Here is a 14,798-nt window from a genome sequence, read left to right as displayed (position 1 = left end):
ATCACGAGGATTGTCATGGCTGAATTACTGTTAGGCGTCAACATTGACCACATTGCCACGTTACGTAATGCACGCGGTACTGCATATCCGGATCCGGTTCAGGCGGCATTCATTGCCGAGCAGGCGGGTGCTGATGGCATTACCGTCCATTTACGTGAAGATCGCCGTCACATTACCGACCGCGATGTCCGCATTCTGCGCCAGACGCTGGACACGCGTATGAACCTGGAAATGGCGGTGACGGAAGAGATGCTGGCGATTGCCGTGGAAACCAAACCGCATTTTTGCTGCCTGGTGCCGGAAAAGCGCCAGGAAGTGACCACCGAAGGCGGTCTGGATGTGGCCGGACAGCGCGACAAAATGCGTGATGCCTGTAAACGTCTGGCTGACGCCGGGATCCTTGTGTCGCTGTTTATTGACGCCGATGACGCGCAAATCAAAGCGGCTGCTGACGTCGGCGCACCGTACATTGAAATTCATACCGGCTGCTATGCGGATGCGAAAACCGATGCGGAACAGGCGCAGGAACTGGCGCGCATCGCGAAAGCCGCCACCTTCGCCGCAAGCCTGGGGCTGAAAGTCAATGCGGGACACGGCCTGACCTATCACAACGTCAAAGCCATTGCCGCACTGCCGGAAATGCACGAGCTGAATATCGGTCATGCGATTATCGGTCGTGCGGTGATGAGCGGGCTGAAAGACGCCGTCGCGGAAATGAAACGTTTGATGCTGGAAGCGCGCGGCTAATGGCCATTCTTGGATTAGGCACTGATATCGTGGAGATTGCGCGCATTGAAGCGGTGATCTCCCGTTCCGGTGACCGGCTTGCCCGACGAGTGCTCAGCGCTAACGAGTGGGCAATCTGGGAAACGCACCAGCAGCCGGTGCGTTTTCTGGCAAAACGCTTTGCCGTCAAAGAGGCGGCGGCGAAAGCTTTTGGTACCGGTATTCGCAATGGGCTGGCATTTAATCAGTTTGAAGTGTTTAACGACGAACTTGGTAAACCGCGCTTGCGGTTGTGGGGAGAGGCGGTAGCGCTGGCGGAAAAACTAGGCGTTGCGCATATGCACGTAACGCTGGCCGACGAACGTCACTATGCCTGCGCCACGGTCATTATCGAAAGTTAGATTTTATCGGCGTGGTGCATCTGGACAAATTTGTCCCACAGTTGTTCTTCCGTTTCGACATGTGCCGGGTCTTTGAGGATCGTATTGGGGATCGGGCACACCTTCTGGCAGGTGGGCGTGTCGTAATGCCCGACGCACTCGGTGCATTTGTCGCTGTTAATCTCATAGATGCTGTCACCCATCGAAATGGCCTCATTCGGACATTCGGGTTCGCACATATCGCAATTGATGCATTTTTTCGTGATTAACAGGGCCATCAGGAAACTCTCAAAACAACACAAACCGGGCGGGCATTATACGCGCATTCCTTGCTCAGACCAGTTTTTTTACCAGCGCCTCGCTGTGGCGAATACGTTCAGGTGCGTGCTCCAGATCCTGCTGTACCAGCGCCATAAAAAGCAGATCGGTGAGCATCATCTGCGCGTGGGTTGAAGAGATCGCCGCACTGCGGGTGGCCTGTTCTTCCGCGATGGTATACAGGCAGTGGCTGGCGCGCTGTTGAAGCCCATTAGGGGTGAAACCCGTGATCGCCAGGATCTGCCCGCCGACGCGTAAAGTCTCTTCTGCCGCCAGGTTCAGTTCCCGACGTTCGCCGCTGTAGGAAATCGCTAACAGCAGATCGTCCGGCGTCAGCGCTTGAACCGTGGCCAACAGCGCATGCATATCGCGCTCAACAATAGCGTTCAGGCCGATTTTCATCAGCTTCCAGGCAAAATTCTGCGCTACCAGGCCGGAGGCACCAATCCCGGTTAACACGATCCGACGGGCGTTACGCAGCATCGTCACGCTTTCGCTCAGCTTCTCTTCCGTGTTGACATCCAGCGTGGCATGCATCGCCGCCACATTCTCTTTGATCAATTTCTCGCCGACCAGACGCAGGGGATCGTCGCCACGGATCTGGTTATGCACTGGCACCGAATGCGGGTTCGGATTGCTGACCAGCGCTTCGCTGATCGCCAGTTTCAACGCCGGAAATCCCTTATAGCCGAGCTTTTGTGCGAACTTCACCACGCTCGACTGACTGACGCCCGCTTCGGCGGCCAGTTGCTGAGAGCTAAGGTGGCGGGCAGTGTCGGGTTGTATCAGAAGATAGTCCGCGAGTTTTTTATCGCTCTGCGCAAATCCCGGGTAGCGCTGGCGGATGCGAATTAAACAGTTCATGGTCTCTCCTGACGAAAACGTGATGGCGGCGACAAAATGAAATTTCACTCGCCTGCACGAATATTATATTCCATTATTGGTCGTTAATATGAATTAAAAATTCCTGAGGAGCAAACATGAATCTCGGCGCTTTAGTATCAGAAACCCGTAATCCGCAAACAATGGACCTCGACGCGTTATCAACGCTGGATCTGGTTCACCGTTTTAATCAACAGGATACGCTGGTAGCGGAAGCAGTAAAAGCAACATTGCCCGATGTTGCGAGCGCCGTCGATGCCGCGGCTGAAGCGTTAAAATCCGGTGGTCGGATTATCTATATGGGCGCAGGGACCAGTGGGCGACTCGGCGTGCTGGATGCGTCTGAATGCCCACCGACGTTTGGCGTTCCTCATGGTCTGGTGGTGGGGCTAATCGCCGGTGGTCCGGGAGCGTTGCTGAAAGCCGTTGAAGGGGCAGAAGACAACGCGCAGCTCGGTGAAGACGATCTTATTGCCCTGAACCTCGTGCCGCAGGATCTGGTGGTTGGGCTGGCGGCATCAGGGCGTACGCCGTATGTCATCGGTGGACTGAAATATGCCCGCAAAACGGGTTGTACCACGGTTGCTATCTCCTGTAATCCGGACTCGCCGATTGCGCAGGAAGCGGATATTGCGATTTCACCCGTAGTAGGGCCTGAGGCGCTGACAGGCTCAACGCGTCTGAAATCCGGTACCGCGCAAAAGCTGGTGCTCAATATGATCTCCACCGGGGCGATGGTGAAGTTTGGCAAGGTGTACCAGAACCTGATGGTGGATATGAAAGCCACCAATATCAAACTGATGGACCGCGCGTGTCGAATGGTGGTTGAAGCCACAGGCATTGCCCGCGCTGAGGCGGAAACGCTGCTCAGACAGACCGATTTTGACGTGAAACCGGCCATTCTTATGGCGCTGAGTGGTCTCAATGCTGATGCGGCGCGCGAAAAACTGGCCACCCATCAGGGATTCTTACGCGCTGCGTTAGCTGATTCATCGAGGTAACTATGGATAAGATGGCGACCCTTGCCAGCGATATTCTGCTGGGAATAGGCGGAGAACAAAATATTCTGCGTCTGGAAAATTGTATGACGCGCGTCCGGGTGGAAGTGAAAGACGATACGCTGTTGGATATCCCGCATCTGAAACAGCTACCGGGCGTCAGTGGCTACGTGAAGCAGGGGGCGCAGCATCAGATCATCGTCGGACCCGGAAAGGCGGCAAAGGTCGTTGATGCCATGCGAGCGCTGTTGGCGCAGGGGAGTGCGCGCCCGGCAGTCGATGACATTGAGCGCACGAAATCGCAGGCCAAAGCAAAGTACAAAGCGCCGATGAGCGATGCGCTACGCAAGCTGGCGAACGTTTTTATTCCCCTGATCCCGGCGTTTATCGCCTCCGGTTTAATCACCGGCATCATTAACATTCTCAAACGCCCGGATATCGTCGGCGATTTCGCCACCCATTACCCCAACATGCTGGGGCTGATGGGGATATTCGGCAGCGCAGTTTTCGCCATCATGAACATTCTGGTGGGGGTGAATACCGCCAAAGTCTTCGGTGGTTCGCTGGCGATGGGCGGCGTGATGGCGGGCATTCTGTCGAGTCCGCAACTGGCGCAAATTACGCTGTTTGGTGAAGCGCTCCAGCCAGGCCGTGGTGGGGTGATTGCCGTGCTGCTGGTGGTGGCGCTGATGTGCTGGATCGAGCGTAAATTCCGCGATGTGTTACCCGGCTCGCTGGAGCTTATCCTCAATCCGCTACTGACGACCATCATCACCGGCTCGATTGCTATTGTGGCGCTGCAACCGCTGGGCGGCTGGATTTCGGAGTCTATTGCTCACGGCGCGTCCTGGGCTATCGATCGCGGCGGCTTTCTGGTCGGCGCGGTTCTGGCGGGAACCTTCCTGCCACTGGTGCTGACGGGGCTGCATCAGGGGCTGGTGCCGATTCACGTTGAGCTGGTGCAGGCGCATGGCTATAACGCGCTCTTTCCCATTCTGGCGATGGCGGGCGTCGGGCAAGTGGGCGCGGCAATTGCCGTGCTAATGAAAACCCGTAACGCGCGGTTGAAAAAAGTGATTAAGGGGGCGTTACCGGTGGGATTACTCGGTATTGGCGAACCGCTGATTTTTGGCGTCACGCTTCCTCTGGGCAAACCGTTTATTGGTGCCTGTCTTGGTGGCGCAGTAGGCGGAGCGCTGATCAGCTACTGGAAGGTCGCCACCGTCATCACCTTCGGTATTTCCGGATTACCGCTGGCGTTAACGATTGTTGCCGGAAAAGTGATGTTCTATCTGTTAGGCTATTTAGTAGCAGTGATAGCCGGGTTCCTGTTTACCTGGCTGTTAGGATTCAACGATCCCGAGGAGTAAGGTTTGACCAATCACGCGCGTCGTGTCGTTTTTTTTGATTTGGATGGTACGCTACATCAGCAGGATATGTTTGGCAGTTTCCTGCGCTATCTGTTGCGTCGCCAGCCGCTGAATGCGCTGCTCGTGCTGCCGTTGTTGCCCGTGATTGTCGGTGCGTTACTGATTAAAGGACGCGCTGCGCGCTGGCCGATGAGTCTGCTGCTGTGGGGATGTACCTTCGGCCACAGCGAGACCAGTCTACAGGCCAGGCAGGCCGATTTTGTTCGATGGTTCCGACAGAACGTTACGGCGTTTCCTCAGGTCCAGGAGCGTCTGACCACCTATCTGCTCAGCTCCGATGCCGATATCTGGCTCATCACCGGTTCGCCGCAGTCGCTGGTGGAACAGGTCTATGTTGATACGCCGTGGCTGCCGCGCGTGAATTTGATCGCCAGCCAGATGAAGCGGGGGTACGGCGGTTGGGTGCTGACCCTGCGCTGTCTGGGGCATGAAAAAGTCGCACAGCTGGAGCGTAAAATCGGCACGCCGCTGCGCCTTTACAGCGGCTACAGCGACAGCAATCAGGACAACCCGCTGCTCTATTTTTGCCAGCACCGCTGGCGCGTCACGCCTCGTGGAGAACTCCAGCAACTGGAATAGTTGAAAGACGAAGGGTATCGCGACCCTGTATAATGCGCCCGCAATGATTACCGGAGTAACCCCTTTGTCAGATGTTGAATTTAGTCACGAATACTGGATGCGTCATGCGTTAACGCTGGCGAAGCGCGCCTGGGATGAACGTGAAGTCCCGGTCGGTGCCGTATTAGTGCACAACAATCGCGTGATCGGTGAAGGCTGGAACCGCCCGATTGGCCATCACGATCCCACCGCGCACGCAGAGATCATGGCGCTACGTCAGGGCGGCCTCGTCCTGCAAAATTATCGTCTGATTGACGCGACGCTGTATGTGACCCTTGAGCCGTGCGTCATGTGCGCTGGTGCGATGGTACACAGCCGTATCCGCCATGTGGTGTTCGGCGCGCGCGATGCAAAAACCGGCGCTGCCGGTTCGCTGATGGATGTTCTGCATCATCCGGGAATGAACCATCGCGTTGAGGTCACTGAAGGAATATTGCGTGAGGAGTGTGCGACGCTGCTCAGCGATTTCTTCCGCATGCGCCGTCAGGAGATCAAAGCGTTGAAGAAAGCCGCAAGCCAGTAGGCATTGCGGTTCTGTTTACTCTTTGTCCTCTTTCTTCTGCGGTAAACGCAGCAGCGACGGCGAGTGCGTCAGATAACTGGATGACGATTGCGACAGGAAGGCGGCGAGTGGTCGCCGCTGTTTGCCAAATTCCGTTGGTGAGACGACCGGATACTCTTGTGCCAGTTTCATCTCTTCAGCCAGTTGCTTTTCTTTCTCCTGCAAATAGCCCTGCAGGCTTATCTGATATTTACGGATGTTTTCAACGTAGGCGTAGGCCTCATGTCCGCGCGCATAGCCGTAGGTCAGCTTGCTGTAATACTGTTTTTGACTGAGCAACGGCAGACGCTGTTTGACGTCAGCCCAACTGTCCGGGTTTCCCTTCGTTTTGGCTGTCAGCGCACGCGCATCAAGCATATGCGCATAACCCATGTTATAGGCCGCCAGCGCAAACCAGATACGCTCATTCTCGGGTACGGTGTCCGGCACTTTACTCATCATGTCCTGTAAGTAGCGTGCTCCACCGCTGATGCTCTGCTCAGGATCGGTTCTGTCGGTCAGACCGAGACTTTGTGCGGTGTTTTTTGTGAGCATCATCATGCCGCGCACGCCGGTTGGTGATGTGGCCTGCGGATCCCAATGCGATTCCTGCCAGGAGATCGCCGCAAGCAGCTGCCAGCCAATCTCCTGGGCGTGTTTTTCAAACAGCGGTTTCAGGTCGGGGAGCATGGCATCAACCGCGCGCAGAAAGGTGCGGGTATCGACATAGTCAAAATCATCGCCATGCCCCAGATATTTTTCTTCGAGACGCGCCAGGGAGCCGTCCTCATTCATGCCGTTGAAGAAATCGAGCAGGGCGGCAGACAGCGTGTTGTCATCATCCAGCTGACTAAACCAGGTCACCGGCTGTTCGTCGGTGATATCCAGCGCAACAGCAAGTTCGGGATGAACGCGTTGGTAGAGGCTGATGGCGACAGAGTCGGCAATGGTGTAATCCAGCTGTCCGGCAATCACCGCATCCAGCAGTTCCGTTGAGCCTTTTTTCTCATCGATCCGCCAGCTCAGCTCAGGGTATTTTGTCTGTTTCAGCGTTTGCAGATCGTTTGCCACCACGTGTCCCGGCGTGATAGTGAGTTGACTTTCCGTCACGCTGCCCAACGTACGGGGACGATACTGACCCACTTTGTAGACCAGTTGCTGGGATACCGAATAGTAAGTCGGCCCCGGCTGATAGTTTTTCACTCGTTCACTGTTGTAGACCAGCCCGGCCGCCAGCAGGTCGGCGTCACCATTATCCAGATCGTCAAACAGCTGGCTGATGTTCTGGCGGACGGTAATCTTCAGTTTTACACCCAGATAGCTGGCGAACTGCTGCGCCAGCTCGTAATCGAGCCCGTACGGCTTACCGTCGAGTTTCGCCCAGGTGAGTGGCGACTCAATTGTGCTCACGCGCAACTCTCCCCGCGACTGGATCGCGGCGATACGATTATCGGCTTTACCGAACCAGGGGATAGAGGGCCAGAGGGCCGCCGCCAGCAGCAGCGTCAGTATGCCGATGAACAGATAATTAATCTTTAATTTTTTCAATTAGTTAATTCTCTGAACCGTGCGTTGCCTCAGGATGGGAAAAAGAATAGAAAGGCCAGGAGTATTCATCAATGAGCGGCATTTTGCTTAAACTTGCGCCAGTTGGCAACTAATTACAGCCATTGGCAGCATCGTATGACAATAACGGCGGTGGATTTTATTTCGACGCAAACGGTTTCGTCGGCGGCTCAGATTCTTTATAATGACGCCCGTTTCCCCACTTGGGCACACCGAAAGCTTAGCTTAGAAGACGAGAGACTTATGATGGAAATTCTGCGTGGTTCGCCTGCACTGTCCGCATTCCGTATTAACAAACTGCTGGCACGTTTTCAGGCTGCCAACCTCCAGGTAAGCAATATTTACGCCGAGTACGTCCATTTCGCTGACCTGAACGCTCCGTTGAACGAGGATGAGCACGCGCAGCTTGCCCGTCTGCTGAAATACGGTCCCAGCCTGAGCAGCCACACCCCGGAAGGGAAACTGCTGCTGGTGACGCCGCGCCCTGGCACCATCTCCCCCTGGTCTTCCAAAGCGACAGATATCGCCCATAACTGCGGTCTGCAACAAATTGACCGTCTGGAACGCGGCGTCGCTTATTACGTTGAGGCCTCCACGCTAAGCGCTGAGCAGTGGCAGTGGGTTGCCGCTGAACTGCACGATCGAATGATGGAGACGGTGTTCTCTTCGTTAACCGATGCGGAAAAACTGTTTGCTCACCATCAGCCGGCGCCGGTTGCAAGTGTTGATCTGCTGGGTGAAGGCCGTCAGGCGCTGATTGATGCTAACCTGCGTCTCGGTCTGGCGCTGGCGGATGACGAAATTGATTACCTGCAGGACGCGTTTACCCGACTGGGGCGCAACCCGAACGACATCGAACTCTACATGTTTGCGCAGGCGAACTCTGAGCACTGCCGTCACAAGATTTTCAACGCCGACTGGATCATCGATGGCAAGCAACAACCGAAGTCGCTGTTCAAGATGATCAAAAACACCTTTGAAACCACACCGGACCACGTGCTTTCCGCGTATAAAGATAACGCGGCGGTGATGGAAGGGTCTGAAGTGGGGCGTTACTTTGCCGACCACGCGACCGGTCGCTATGACTTCCACCAGGAGCCGGCGCATATCCTGATGAAGGTGGAAACCCATAACCACCCGACGGCGATCTCTCCGTGGCCGGGGGCGGCGACTGGTTCCGGCGGTGAAATCCGTGATGAAGGGGCAACCGGACGCGGCGCGAAGCCAAAAGCGGGTCTGGTAGGCTTCTCCGTTTCTAACCTGCGCATTCCGGGCTTTGAGCAGCCGTGGGAAGAAGACTTCGGCAAGCCAGAGCGTATTGTGACCGCGCTGGATATCATGACTGAAGGCCCGCTGGGCGGCGCGGCGTTTAACAATGAATTTGGTCGTCCTGCGCTGAACGGCTATTTCCGTACTTACGAAGAAAAAGTGAACAGCCACAATGGCGAAGAGCTGCGCGGTTATCACAAGCCGATCATGCTGGCGGGCGGGATTGGTAACATCCGTGCCGATCACGTACAGAAAGGCGAGATCGTCGTCGGGGCGAAGCTGATCGTTCTCGGCGGTCCGGCGATGAATATCGGCCTGGGCGGCGGCGCGGCTTCCTCGATGGCCTCCGGCCAGTCTGACGCGGATCTTGATTTTGCCTCGGTACAGCGTGATAACCCGGAGATGGAACGCCGCTGCCAGGAAGTGATCGACCGCTGCTGGCAGTTGGGTGACGCCAACCCGATCCTGTTTATCCACGACGTTGGCGCCGGCGGTCTGTCGAACGCGATGCCTGAACTGGTTAGTGACGGTGGACGCGGCGGTAAATTCGAACTGCGTGACATCCTCAGCGATGAGCCGGGTATGAGCCCGCTGGAGATCTGGTGTAACGAGTCCCAGGAACGTTACGTGCTGGCTGTGGCGGCGGACCAACTGCCGCTGTTCGACGAGCTGTGTAAGCGCGAGCGCGCGCCGTATGCGGTAATTGGTGAGGCGACCGAAGAACAGCATCTGTCGCTAAACGATCGTCACTTCAACAACCAGCCTATCGATCTGCCGCTTGACGTACTGCTCGGCAAAACGCCGAAGATGACCCGCGACGTTCAGACGCTGAAGGCGAAAGGTGAGGCACTGGATCGTGCTGACATCACCATTGCGGATGCAGTTAAACGCGTTCTGCATCTGCCGACGGTGGCGGAAAAAACCTTCCTGGTCACCATTGGCGACCGTACTGTGACCGGGATGGTGTCTCGCGATCAGATGGTCGGTCCGTGGCAGGTGCCGGTGGCGAACTGCGCGGTGACCACCGCCAGCCTCGACAGCTACTACGGTGAAGCGATGTCGATCGGCGAACGTGCGCCAGTGGCGCTGCTCGACTTCTCCGCTTCTGCCCGTCTGGCGGTCGGGGAAGCATTGACCAATATCGCGGCAACGCAGATTGGCGATATCAAACGCATTAAGCTTTCCGCTAACTGGATGGCCGCAGCCGGTCACCCGGGCGAAGATGCCGGTTTATACGAAGCGGTGAAAGCGGTCGGTGAAGAACTCTGTCCGGCGCTGGGTCTGACGATTCCGGTGGGTAAAGACTCGATGTCGATGAAAACCCGCTGGCAGGAAGGCAACGAACAGCGCGAAATGACCTCGCCGCTGTCGCTGGTGATTTCCGCTTTTGCTCGCGTGGAAGATGTGCGTCATACCATCACCCCGCAGCTTTCTACTGAAGACAACGCGCTGCTGCTGATCGACCTGGGCCGTGGCCACAACGCGCTGGGCGCGACGGCGCTGGCGCAGGTATACCGCCAGCTTGGCGATACGCCGGCAGATGTGCGTGACGTCGCGCAACTGAAGGGCTTCTACGACGCGATGCAGGCGCTGGTGGTGCAACGTAAACTGCTCGCTTATCACGACCGTTCCGATGGCGGCCTGCTGGTGACGCTGGCGGAAATGGCCTTTACCGGTCACTGTGGGGTGCAGGCGGATATCGCCGCACTGGGCGACGATCGTCTGGCGGCGTTGTTCAACGAAGAACTTGGCGCGGTGATTCAGGTTCGCGCAGCGGATCGCGAGGCGGTGGAAGCACTGCTGGCGCAACACGGTCTGGGCGATTGCGTACATTACCTGGGTCAGGCCGTCACGGGCGATCGTTTTGTTATCGAAGCCAACGGTCAGACCGTCTTCAGCGAAAGTCGCACGACGCTTCGCATCTGGTGGGCCGAAACCACCTGGCAAATGCAGCGTCTGCGTGATAACCCGGAGTGTGCCGATCAGGAGCACGATGCGAAAACCAACGATGCCGATCCGGGCCTTAGCGCGAAGCTGACCTTTGATATTAATGACGATATCGCCGCACCGTATATTGCGACCGGTGCGCGTCCGAAAGTGGCGGTACTGCGTGAGCAAGGGGTGAACTCTCACGTCGAAATGGCTGCGGCGTTCCAGCGTGCAGGCTTTGACGCGATTGACGTGCACATGAGCGATCTGCTCGGTGGCCGCACGGGTCTGGGTAACTTCCAGGCGCTGGTGGCCTGCGGCGGCTTCTCTTACGGCGACGTACTGGGCGCGGGTGAGGGCTGGGCGAAATCAATTCTGTTCAACAACCGCGTGCGCGATGAGTTCGAAACCTTCTTCCATCGTCCACAAACGCTGGCGCTGGGTGTGTGTAACGGCTGTCAGATGATGTCGAATCTGCGTGAACTGATCCCGGGCAGTGACCTGTGGCCGCGCTTTGTGCGTAACCATTCGGATCGCTTTGAAGCCCGCTTCAGCCTGGTTGAGGTGACCCAGAGCCCGTCTCTGTTGCTGCAGGGCATGGTCGGGTCAATGATGCCTATCGCCGTCTCGCACGGAGAAGGGCGCGTTGAAGTTCGCGACGCAGCCCATCTGGCGGCGCTGGAAAGCAAAGGTCTGGTCGCACTGCGCTTTGTCGATAACTTTGGCAACGTAACGGAAACCTACCCGGCTAACCCGAACGGCTCGCCGAATGGGATTACCGCTGTCACCACGGAAAGTGGTCGTGTGACGGTGATGATGCCGCATCCGGAACGTGTGTACCGTACCGTCAGCAACTCATGGCACCCGGAAAACTGGGGTGAGGACGGTCCGTGGATGCGTATCTTCCGTAACGCCCGCAAGCAGTTGGGATAAACCTTCTGAAACAGAAAAACCCGGTGAAATAAACACCGGGTTTTTTTACTGAACGGTATCAGTTGTTCGCGGTATCAAACCCAACGTTGATCAGAGCGGTGAGTTCATTGCTGGCAAATAGCCTTGCCCGGTAGCATTCTCCAGGAAACTCCGGATAGCCATCCAGTGAACAGATAAGATCGTAAATCGTTGCAATGAAATTCCCGCTGGCGTCGCTGATAAAGAAAGAACGCGCGTGGTTGGTATAGATAGTGTAGTTGTCATTGTGATCAAAAACCGCCCCCATGAAGTCCGTTACTTGTGGGACACGGGCTGATGCCAATGAAATAGGTTCTGCTGCTTTCGTGATGGTTCTGGCCGTTAAATCAACGGCGTAAAACAGAACACGAGCTTCCAGGGTTTGATACTGCTTTGCAGCGTCTGCATCCGCGTCGATAGGGCGGATAACAGGCTGACCATCAGACGTTATGCAAGAGCGGTTATCAAAGACAGAAAGGACAAACTTCCCTGCGTTGTAATCTGTGAGACTGGAAAATGCGCTATTACTGGTGACTAAAACGGTATGGCCGCCGTTTTCATTATCGCCAATTCCGGTTGTACTGATATTTATAACCGATTGATCTTCAGGGAATTGTGGGTTGAAACCGCCAGTATCGATTGTCCAGAGAATCCGGCCATCTTCTGGCGATACGCCAAAAGTTATCCCGGCTGAACGGGTGTGGACAATAATAGCCTCACTGTTTTCAGAGCCTGCTGGGATCCAGGAGAGTGAGTTAAGATGCGCATCATTGGTTGGGCTATTATTCAGAATCGAGGCGTTATCGAAGGCGCGAGTGTAATTTTTGGCCCAGATCATTTTCCCCGACTGTTCATTGAATTTTAAGATCCAGGCATCCTGTCTCATTGTAGATGTCGAACGATCCGGTATATCGTTACCGATCATATAAAGGTTATTTGCCGAATCCCAGGCTAGATCGTGCGTATTTGCGTAAAGATTGCCATCACTATCGCGTAAATCATATTCAAGGATTTCATTGCCAAGAATATCAATTTTAAAGAAGCGACGGCCATACCAATGTTCGTCCTCGTCGCTACCTATGTAAAAATACCCATCGTGCGTTCTTAACATTTGGTTGCGATAAGGTTGCGCGAAATAACAGCGGAGGTCACCGTTTTGGTCATAACCATCGCAATTGGTTGTCATTAACCAACTGTTTCCCCACACACTGGCAAATTTTGCGGGATCGTTTTGCTCAATGTTAAGATGAAAAATGGTCGCTTCACGATAAATTTGATCGCGTGTGCTAACCTGGATCGTACTGTTGAAAATTTCATTCCCCGCCTGATTTTTGAAAATGACCTGAACCTGGTTGTTATAATTAGCGTAAAGGCCAATCACCGGGATTTTAATTTCTGTCGTGGTATCGTCAATCAACTCGCTTGACGTGAAAGAAAAGTCTACGCTTGTCTGACTTGTCGTCCTTTTTAACACGGTATATGAAAATGTGGCAGGTATGTCCAGTTGAAACTTGAGCCAGGCAGCAAGCTGATTGTTTGCCGGAGCGAGCACTGTTCCAGTATAAATAATTGCCATAGTATCCACCTGATAAAATAAGATTAGTGTTTGACTTCACTTACGCGCATTTCATTGACTTGCTGAGGGTCGATGACGTTGCCTTTTTTCAGGTAATCAATCACCGCATCGGAGAGGTTATATCCGCCGCGGACCTGCTTATTTTTACCGTCGGTAAAAGCCATAAAACCATCACCGCCCGGCGCGAGGAAACTGTTGGTTGCCACGCGATAGGTTTGCGTATCGACAATGTTTTTGCCGTTAAGTGTAAATGTCGTCACGCGCTGGCCGACCGGTTTACGCGGGTCGTAGCGCATTTCAGCGCCTTTCGACATCTGTAATACGCCGTTGCTCAGCGACGCCCCATGCTCCATCAGATTGCGTAATGATTTACCCGTTAAATCCATCACGGTCAGTTCATTAGGGAACGGGAAGGCGCTAATAATATCGCCAAGCGTGAGGGGGCCAGGATTGAGATCGGCGCGTAAACCGCCCGAATTGGTCAGCGCAAGTTGCGCATCAGGCGCGGCGAACAGCATGGCATCGGTAAACAGGTTACCCAGCGATGAGGACTCCCCATAGGCCCGGGTCAGCGCAATCGGCGTTTCACCCACTTTTTGGCTCACGGTTTCCGCGAGCTTTTTGTTCCAGCCATCAATCACCTTCTGCGTGACCGGATCGGGTTTCCATTCATCCGCATAAATTGTTTTCAGTTCAAAGCTTTTAACCGTGTGACGATGGTTTTTTGTGTTGACATCCAGCACCAGTTTACCGATATCAATGCCACCGCTGTCGGTCGAGAGGATGAGGGTATTGCCCACTTTAATTGGTTCTGGCGTGCCAACATGCGCATGGCCAGTAATGAGAAGATCGAGGCCTTTGACCTGTTTTGCGGTCTGAATATCCTTATCCAGCGCACGTCTGACGTCCGCATTGCCGATGCTGGACTGGCGCGCCGGTGTGCCTTCGTGCATTAACGCGACGGTGATATCCACTTTTCCACGCAGCTCATCCAGATAGCGCTGTAGATACTTGACTTCATCACGCGCTTCAATTCCCTGGCGCATGGCTGACGACACCGTATCGTCGAAGGCAAACACACCGTGCAAACCGATGACACCGATTTTGACGCCGTCTTTTTCCACAATAGTGTACGGTTTATTCCAGAAGGGCAGAGTGCTGTTCTTAAAAAAGACGTTACCCAATAAAATAGGGAACGTCGCCTGGCTGAACTGCAAAAGGGTATTATCCCAGCCATGGTCAAATTCATGATTCCCGACAGAGGCCGCATCCACCGACATTGTATTCATTATATCGATAATTGCTTTTCCTTTAGTCAAGCTGCTTATATATGGACCGGTAAAATAATCACCGGCATCAAAATAAAACGTCGCCTTATTTTTAGCTTTTTCCTGTTTAACCAGTGTGGAAATATTAGCAAAACCGCCAATCTCCCGTTTACCTTCAGCAATATACGGCAGTTTATACGGTTCAACGTGGGCGTGGAGATCATTGGTATAGATGACGGTAACATCCTGCGCACAGGCATATCCCGCATATCCAGCGATGAGTAACGAGGCAATCAAGCGTTTTTTCATTGTTTATCCTTAACGTATAAATGAGAGTGCTATTGTC

Annotated in this window: 12 protein-coding genes; 7 read left to right on the top strand and 5 right to left on the bottom strand. The window is 54.6% G+C overall.

Annotation, left to right across the window (positions count from 1 at the left end; translation table 11 throughout):
* The first annotated feature begins 15 nt into the window (after positions 1 to 15).
* Complete coding sequence (gene pdxJ, locus C2U53_RS29180) at positions 16 to 747, top strand: pyridoxine 5'-phosphate synthase (RefSeq protein ID WP_042999783.1); 732 nt, start codon at positions 16 to 18, stop codon at positions 745 to 747.
* Positions 747 to 1,127 (top strand): holo-ACP synthase, encoded by a 381-nt coding sequence (acpS, locus tag C2U53_RS29175; protein WP_099433240.1) that lies wholly within the window; start codon positions 747 to 749, stop codon positions 1,125 to 1,127. The genes pdxJ and acpS overlap by 1 nt, the downstream gene beginning before the upstream one ends.
* On the opposite strand, the gene C2U53_RS29170 is transcribed toward acpS, so the two are convergent.
* A complete protein-coding gene (locus C2U53_RS29170; protein WP_042999785.1) occupies positions 1,124 to 1,384 on the bottom strand; it encodes a YfhL family 4Fe-4S dicluster ferredoxin in 261 nt (86 codons plus the stop codon). The genes acpS and C2U53_RS29170 overlap by 4 nt on opposite strands.
* A gap of 55 nt (positions 1,385 to 1,439) precedes the next feature.
* A complete protein-coding gene (locus C2U53_RS29165) occupies positions 1,440 to 2,288 on the bottom strand; it encodes a MurR/RpiR family transcriptional regulator (protein ID WP_042999786.1) in 849 nt (282 codons plus the stop codon).
* Positions 2,289 to 2,404: 116 nt separating this feature from the next.
* Here C2U53_RS29165 and murQ point away from each other — a divergent pair, with 116 nt between their 5' ends.
* The 4 genes from murQ to tadA are packed head-to-tail and all read left to right on the top strand — an operon-like array spanning position 2,405 to position 5,875.
* Positions 2,405 to 3,307, top strand: a complete 903-nt coding sequence (gene murQ, locus C2U53_RS29160) for an N-acetylmuramic acid 6-phosphate etherase (RefSeq protein ID WP_104446841.1) — start codon at positions 2,405 to 2,407, stop codon at positions 3,305 to 3,307.
* Positions 3,308 to 3,309: 2 nt separating this feature from the next.
* On the top strand, positions 3,310 to 4,674 hold the full coding sequence (locus tag C2U53_RS29155) for a PTS transporter subunit EIIC (protein WP_042999788.1): 1,365 nt from the start codon (positions 3,310 to 3,312) through the stop codon (positions 4,672 to 4,674).
* 3 nt (positions 4,675 to 4,677) lie between these two features.
* Positions 4,678 to 5,313, top strand: a complete 636-nt coding sequence (yfhb, locus tag C2U53_RS29150) for a phosphatidylglycerophosphatase C (RefSeq protein ID WP_044326601.1) — start codon at positions 4,678 to 4,680, stop codon at positions 5,311 to 5,313.
* A gap of 43 nt (positions 5,314 to 5,356) precedes the next feature.
* On the top strand, positions 5,357 to 5,875 hold the full coding sequence (gene tadA / locus C2U53_RS29145) for a tRNA adenosine(34) deaminase TadA (protein ID WP_072011051.1): 519 nt from the start codon (positions 5,357 to 5,359) through the stop codon (positions 5,873 to 5,875).
* A gap of 15 nt (positions 5,876 to 5,890) precedes the next feature.
* Here the strand turns inward: tadA and mltF are convergent, their stop codons facing one another.
* Positions 5,891 to 7,441, bottom strand: coding sequence for a membrane-bound lytic murein transglycosylase MltF (mltF, locus tag C2U53_RS29140; protein ID WP_044253141.1), 1,551 nt, complete (start codon positions 7,439 to 7,441; stop codon positions 5,891 to 5,893).
* A gap of 261 nt (positions 7,442 to 7,702) precedes the next feature.
* On the opposite strand from mltF, the gene purL reads away from it, so the two are divergent.
* On the top strand, positions 7,703 to 11,590 hold the full coding sequence (gene purL / locus C2U53_RS29135) for a phosphoribosylformylglycinamidine synthase (RefSeq protein WP_044253138.1): 3,888 nt from the start codon (positions 7,703 to 7,705) through the stop codon (positions 11,588 to 11,590).
* Between the two features lie 58 nt (positions 11,591 to 11,648).
* Here the strand turns inward: purL and C2U53_RS29130 are convergent, their stop codons facing one another.
* Positions 11,649 to 13,184: an aryl-sulfate sulfotransferase N-terminal domain-containing protein gene (locus tag C2U53_RS29130; RefSeq protein WP_104446840.1), complete on the bottom strand. Its 1,536-nt coding sequence runs from the start codon at positions 13,182 to 13,184 to the stop codon at positions 11,649 to 11,651.
* A gap of 23 nt (positions 13,185 to 13,207) precedes the next feature.
* Complete coding sequence (locus tag C2U53_RS29125; RefSeq protein WP_042999794.1) at positions 13,208 to 14,761, bottom strand: bifunctional UDP-sugar hydrolase/5'-nucleotidase; 1,554 nt, start codon at positions 14,759 to 14,761, stop codon at positions 13,208 to 13,210.
* Positions 14,762 to 14,798 lie beyond the last annotated feature (37 nt).

This window comes from Citrobacter sp. CFNIH10 (assembly GCF_002934585.1).
Taxonomy (GTDB): Bacteria; Pseudomonadota; Gammaproteobacteria; order Enterobacterales; family Enterobacteriaceae; genus Citrobacter_A; species Citrobacter_A amalonaticus.
This window is presented reverse-complemented; position numbering and strand designations above follow the sequence as displayed.

Excerpts from the sequence above, each read along its gene's own strand:
- murQ (WP_104446841.1), top strand. The coding sequence starts at position 2,405 with ATGAATCTCGGCGCTTTAGTATCAGAAACCCGTAATCCGCAAACAATG.
- C2U53_RS29170 (WP_042999785.1), bottom strand. The coding sequence starts at position 1,384 with ATGGCCCTGTTAATCACGAAAAAATGCATCAATTGCGATATGTGCGAA.
- C2U53_RS29165 (WP_042999786.1), bottom strand. The coding sequence starts at position 2,288 with ATGAACTGTTTAATTCGCATCCGCCAGCGCTACCCGGGATTTGCGCAG.
- tadA (WP_072011051.1), top strand. The coding sequence starts at position 5,357 with ATGATTACCGGAGTAACCCCTTTGTCAGATGTTGAATTTAGTCACGAA.
- pdxJ (WP_042999783.1), top strand. The coding sequence starts at position 16 with ATGGCTGAATTACTGTTAGGCGTCAACATTGACCACATTGCCACGTTA.
- C2U53_RS29125 (WP_042999794.1), bottom strand. The coding sequence starts at position 14,761 with ATGAAAAAACGCTTGATTGCCTCGTTACTCATCGCTGGATATGCGGGA.
- C2U53_RS29155 (WP_042999788.1), top strand. The coding sequence starts at position 3,310 with ATGGATAAGATGGCGACCCTTGCCAGCGATATTCTGCTGGGAATAGGC.
- acpS (WP_099433240.1), top strand. The coding sequence starts at position 747 with ATGGCCATTCTTGGATTAGGCACTGATATCGTGGAGATTGCGCGCATT.
- purL (WP_044253138.1), top strand. The coding sequence starts at position 7,703 with ATGATGGAAATTCTGCGTGGTTCGCCTGCACTGTCCGCATTCCGTATT.
- C2U53_RS29130 (WP_104446840.1), bottom strand. The coding sequence starts at position 13,184 with ATGGCAATTATTTATACTGGAACAGTGCTCGCTCCGGCAAACAATCAG.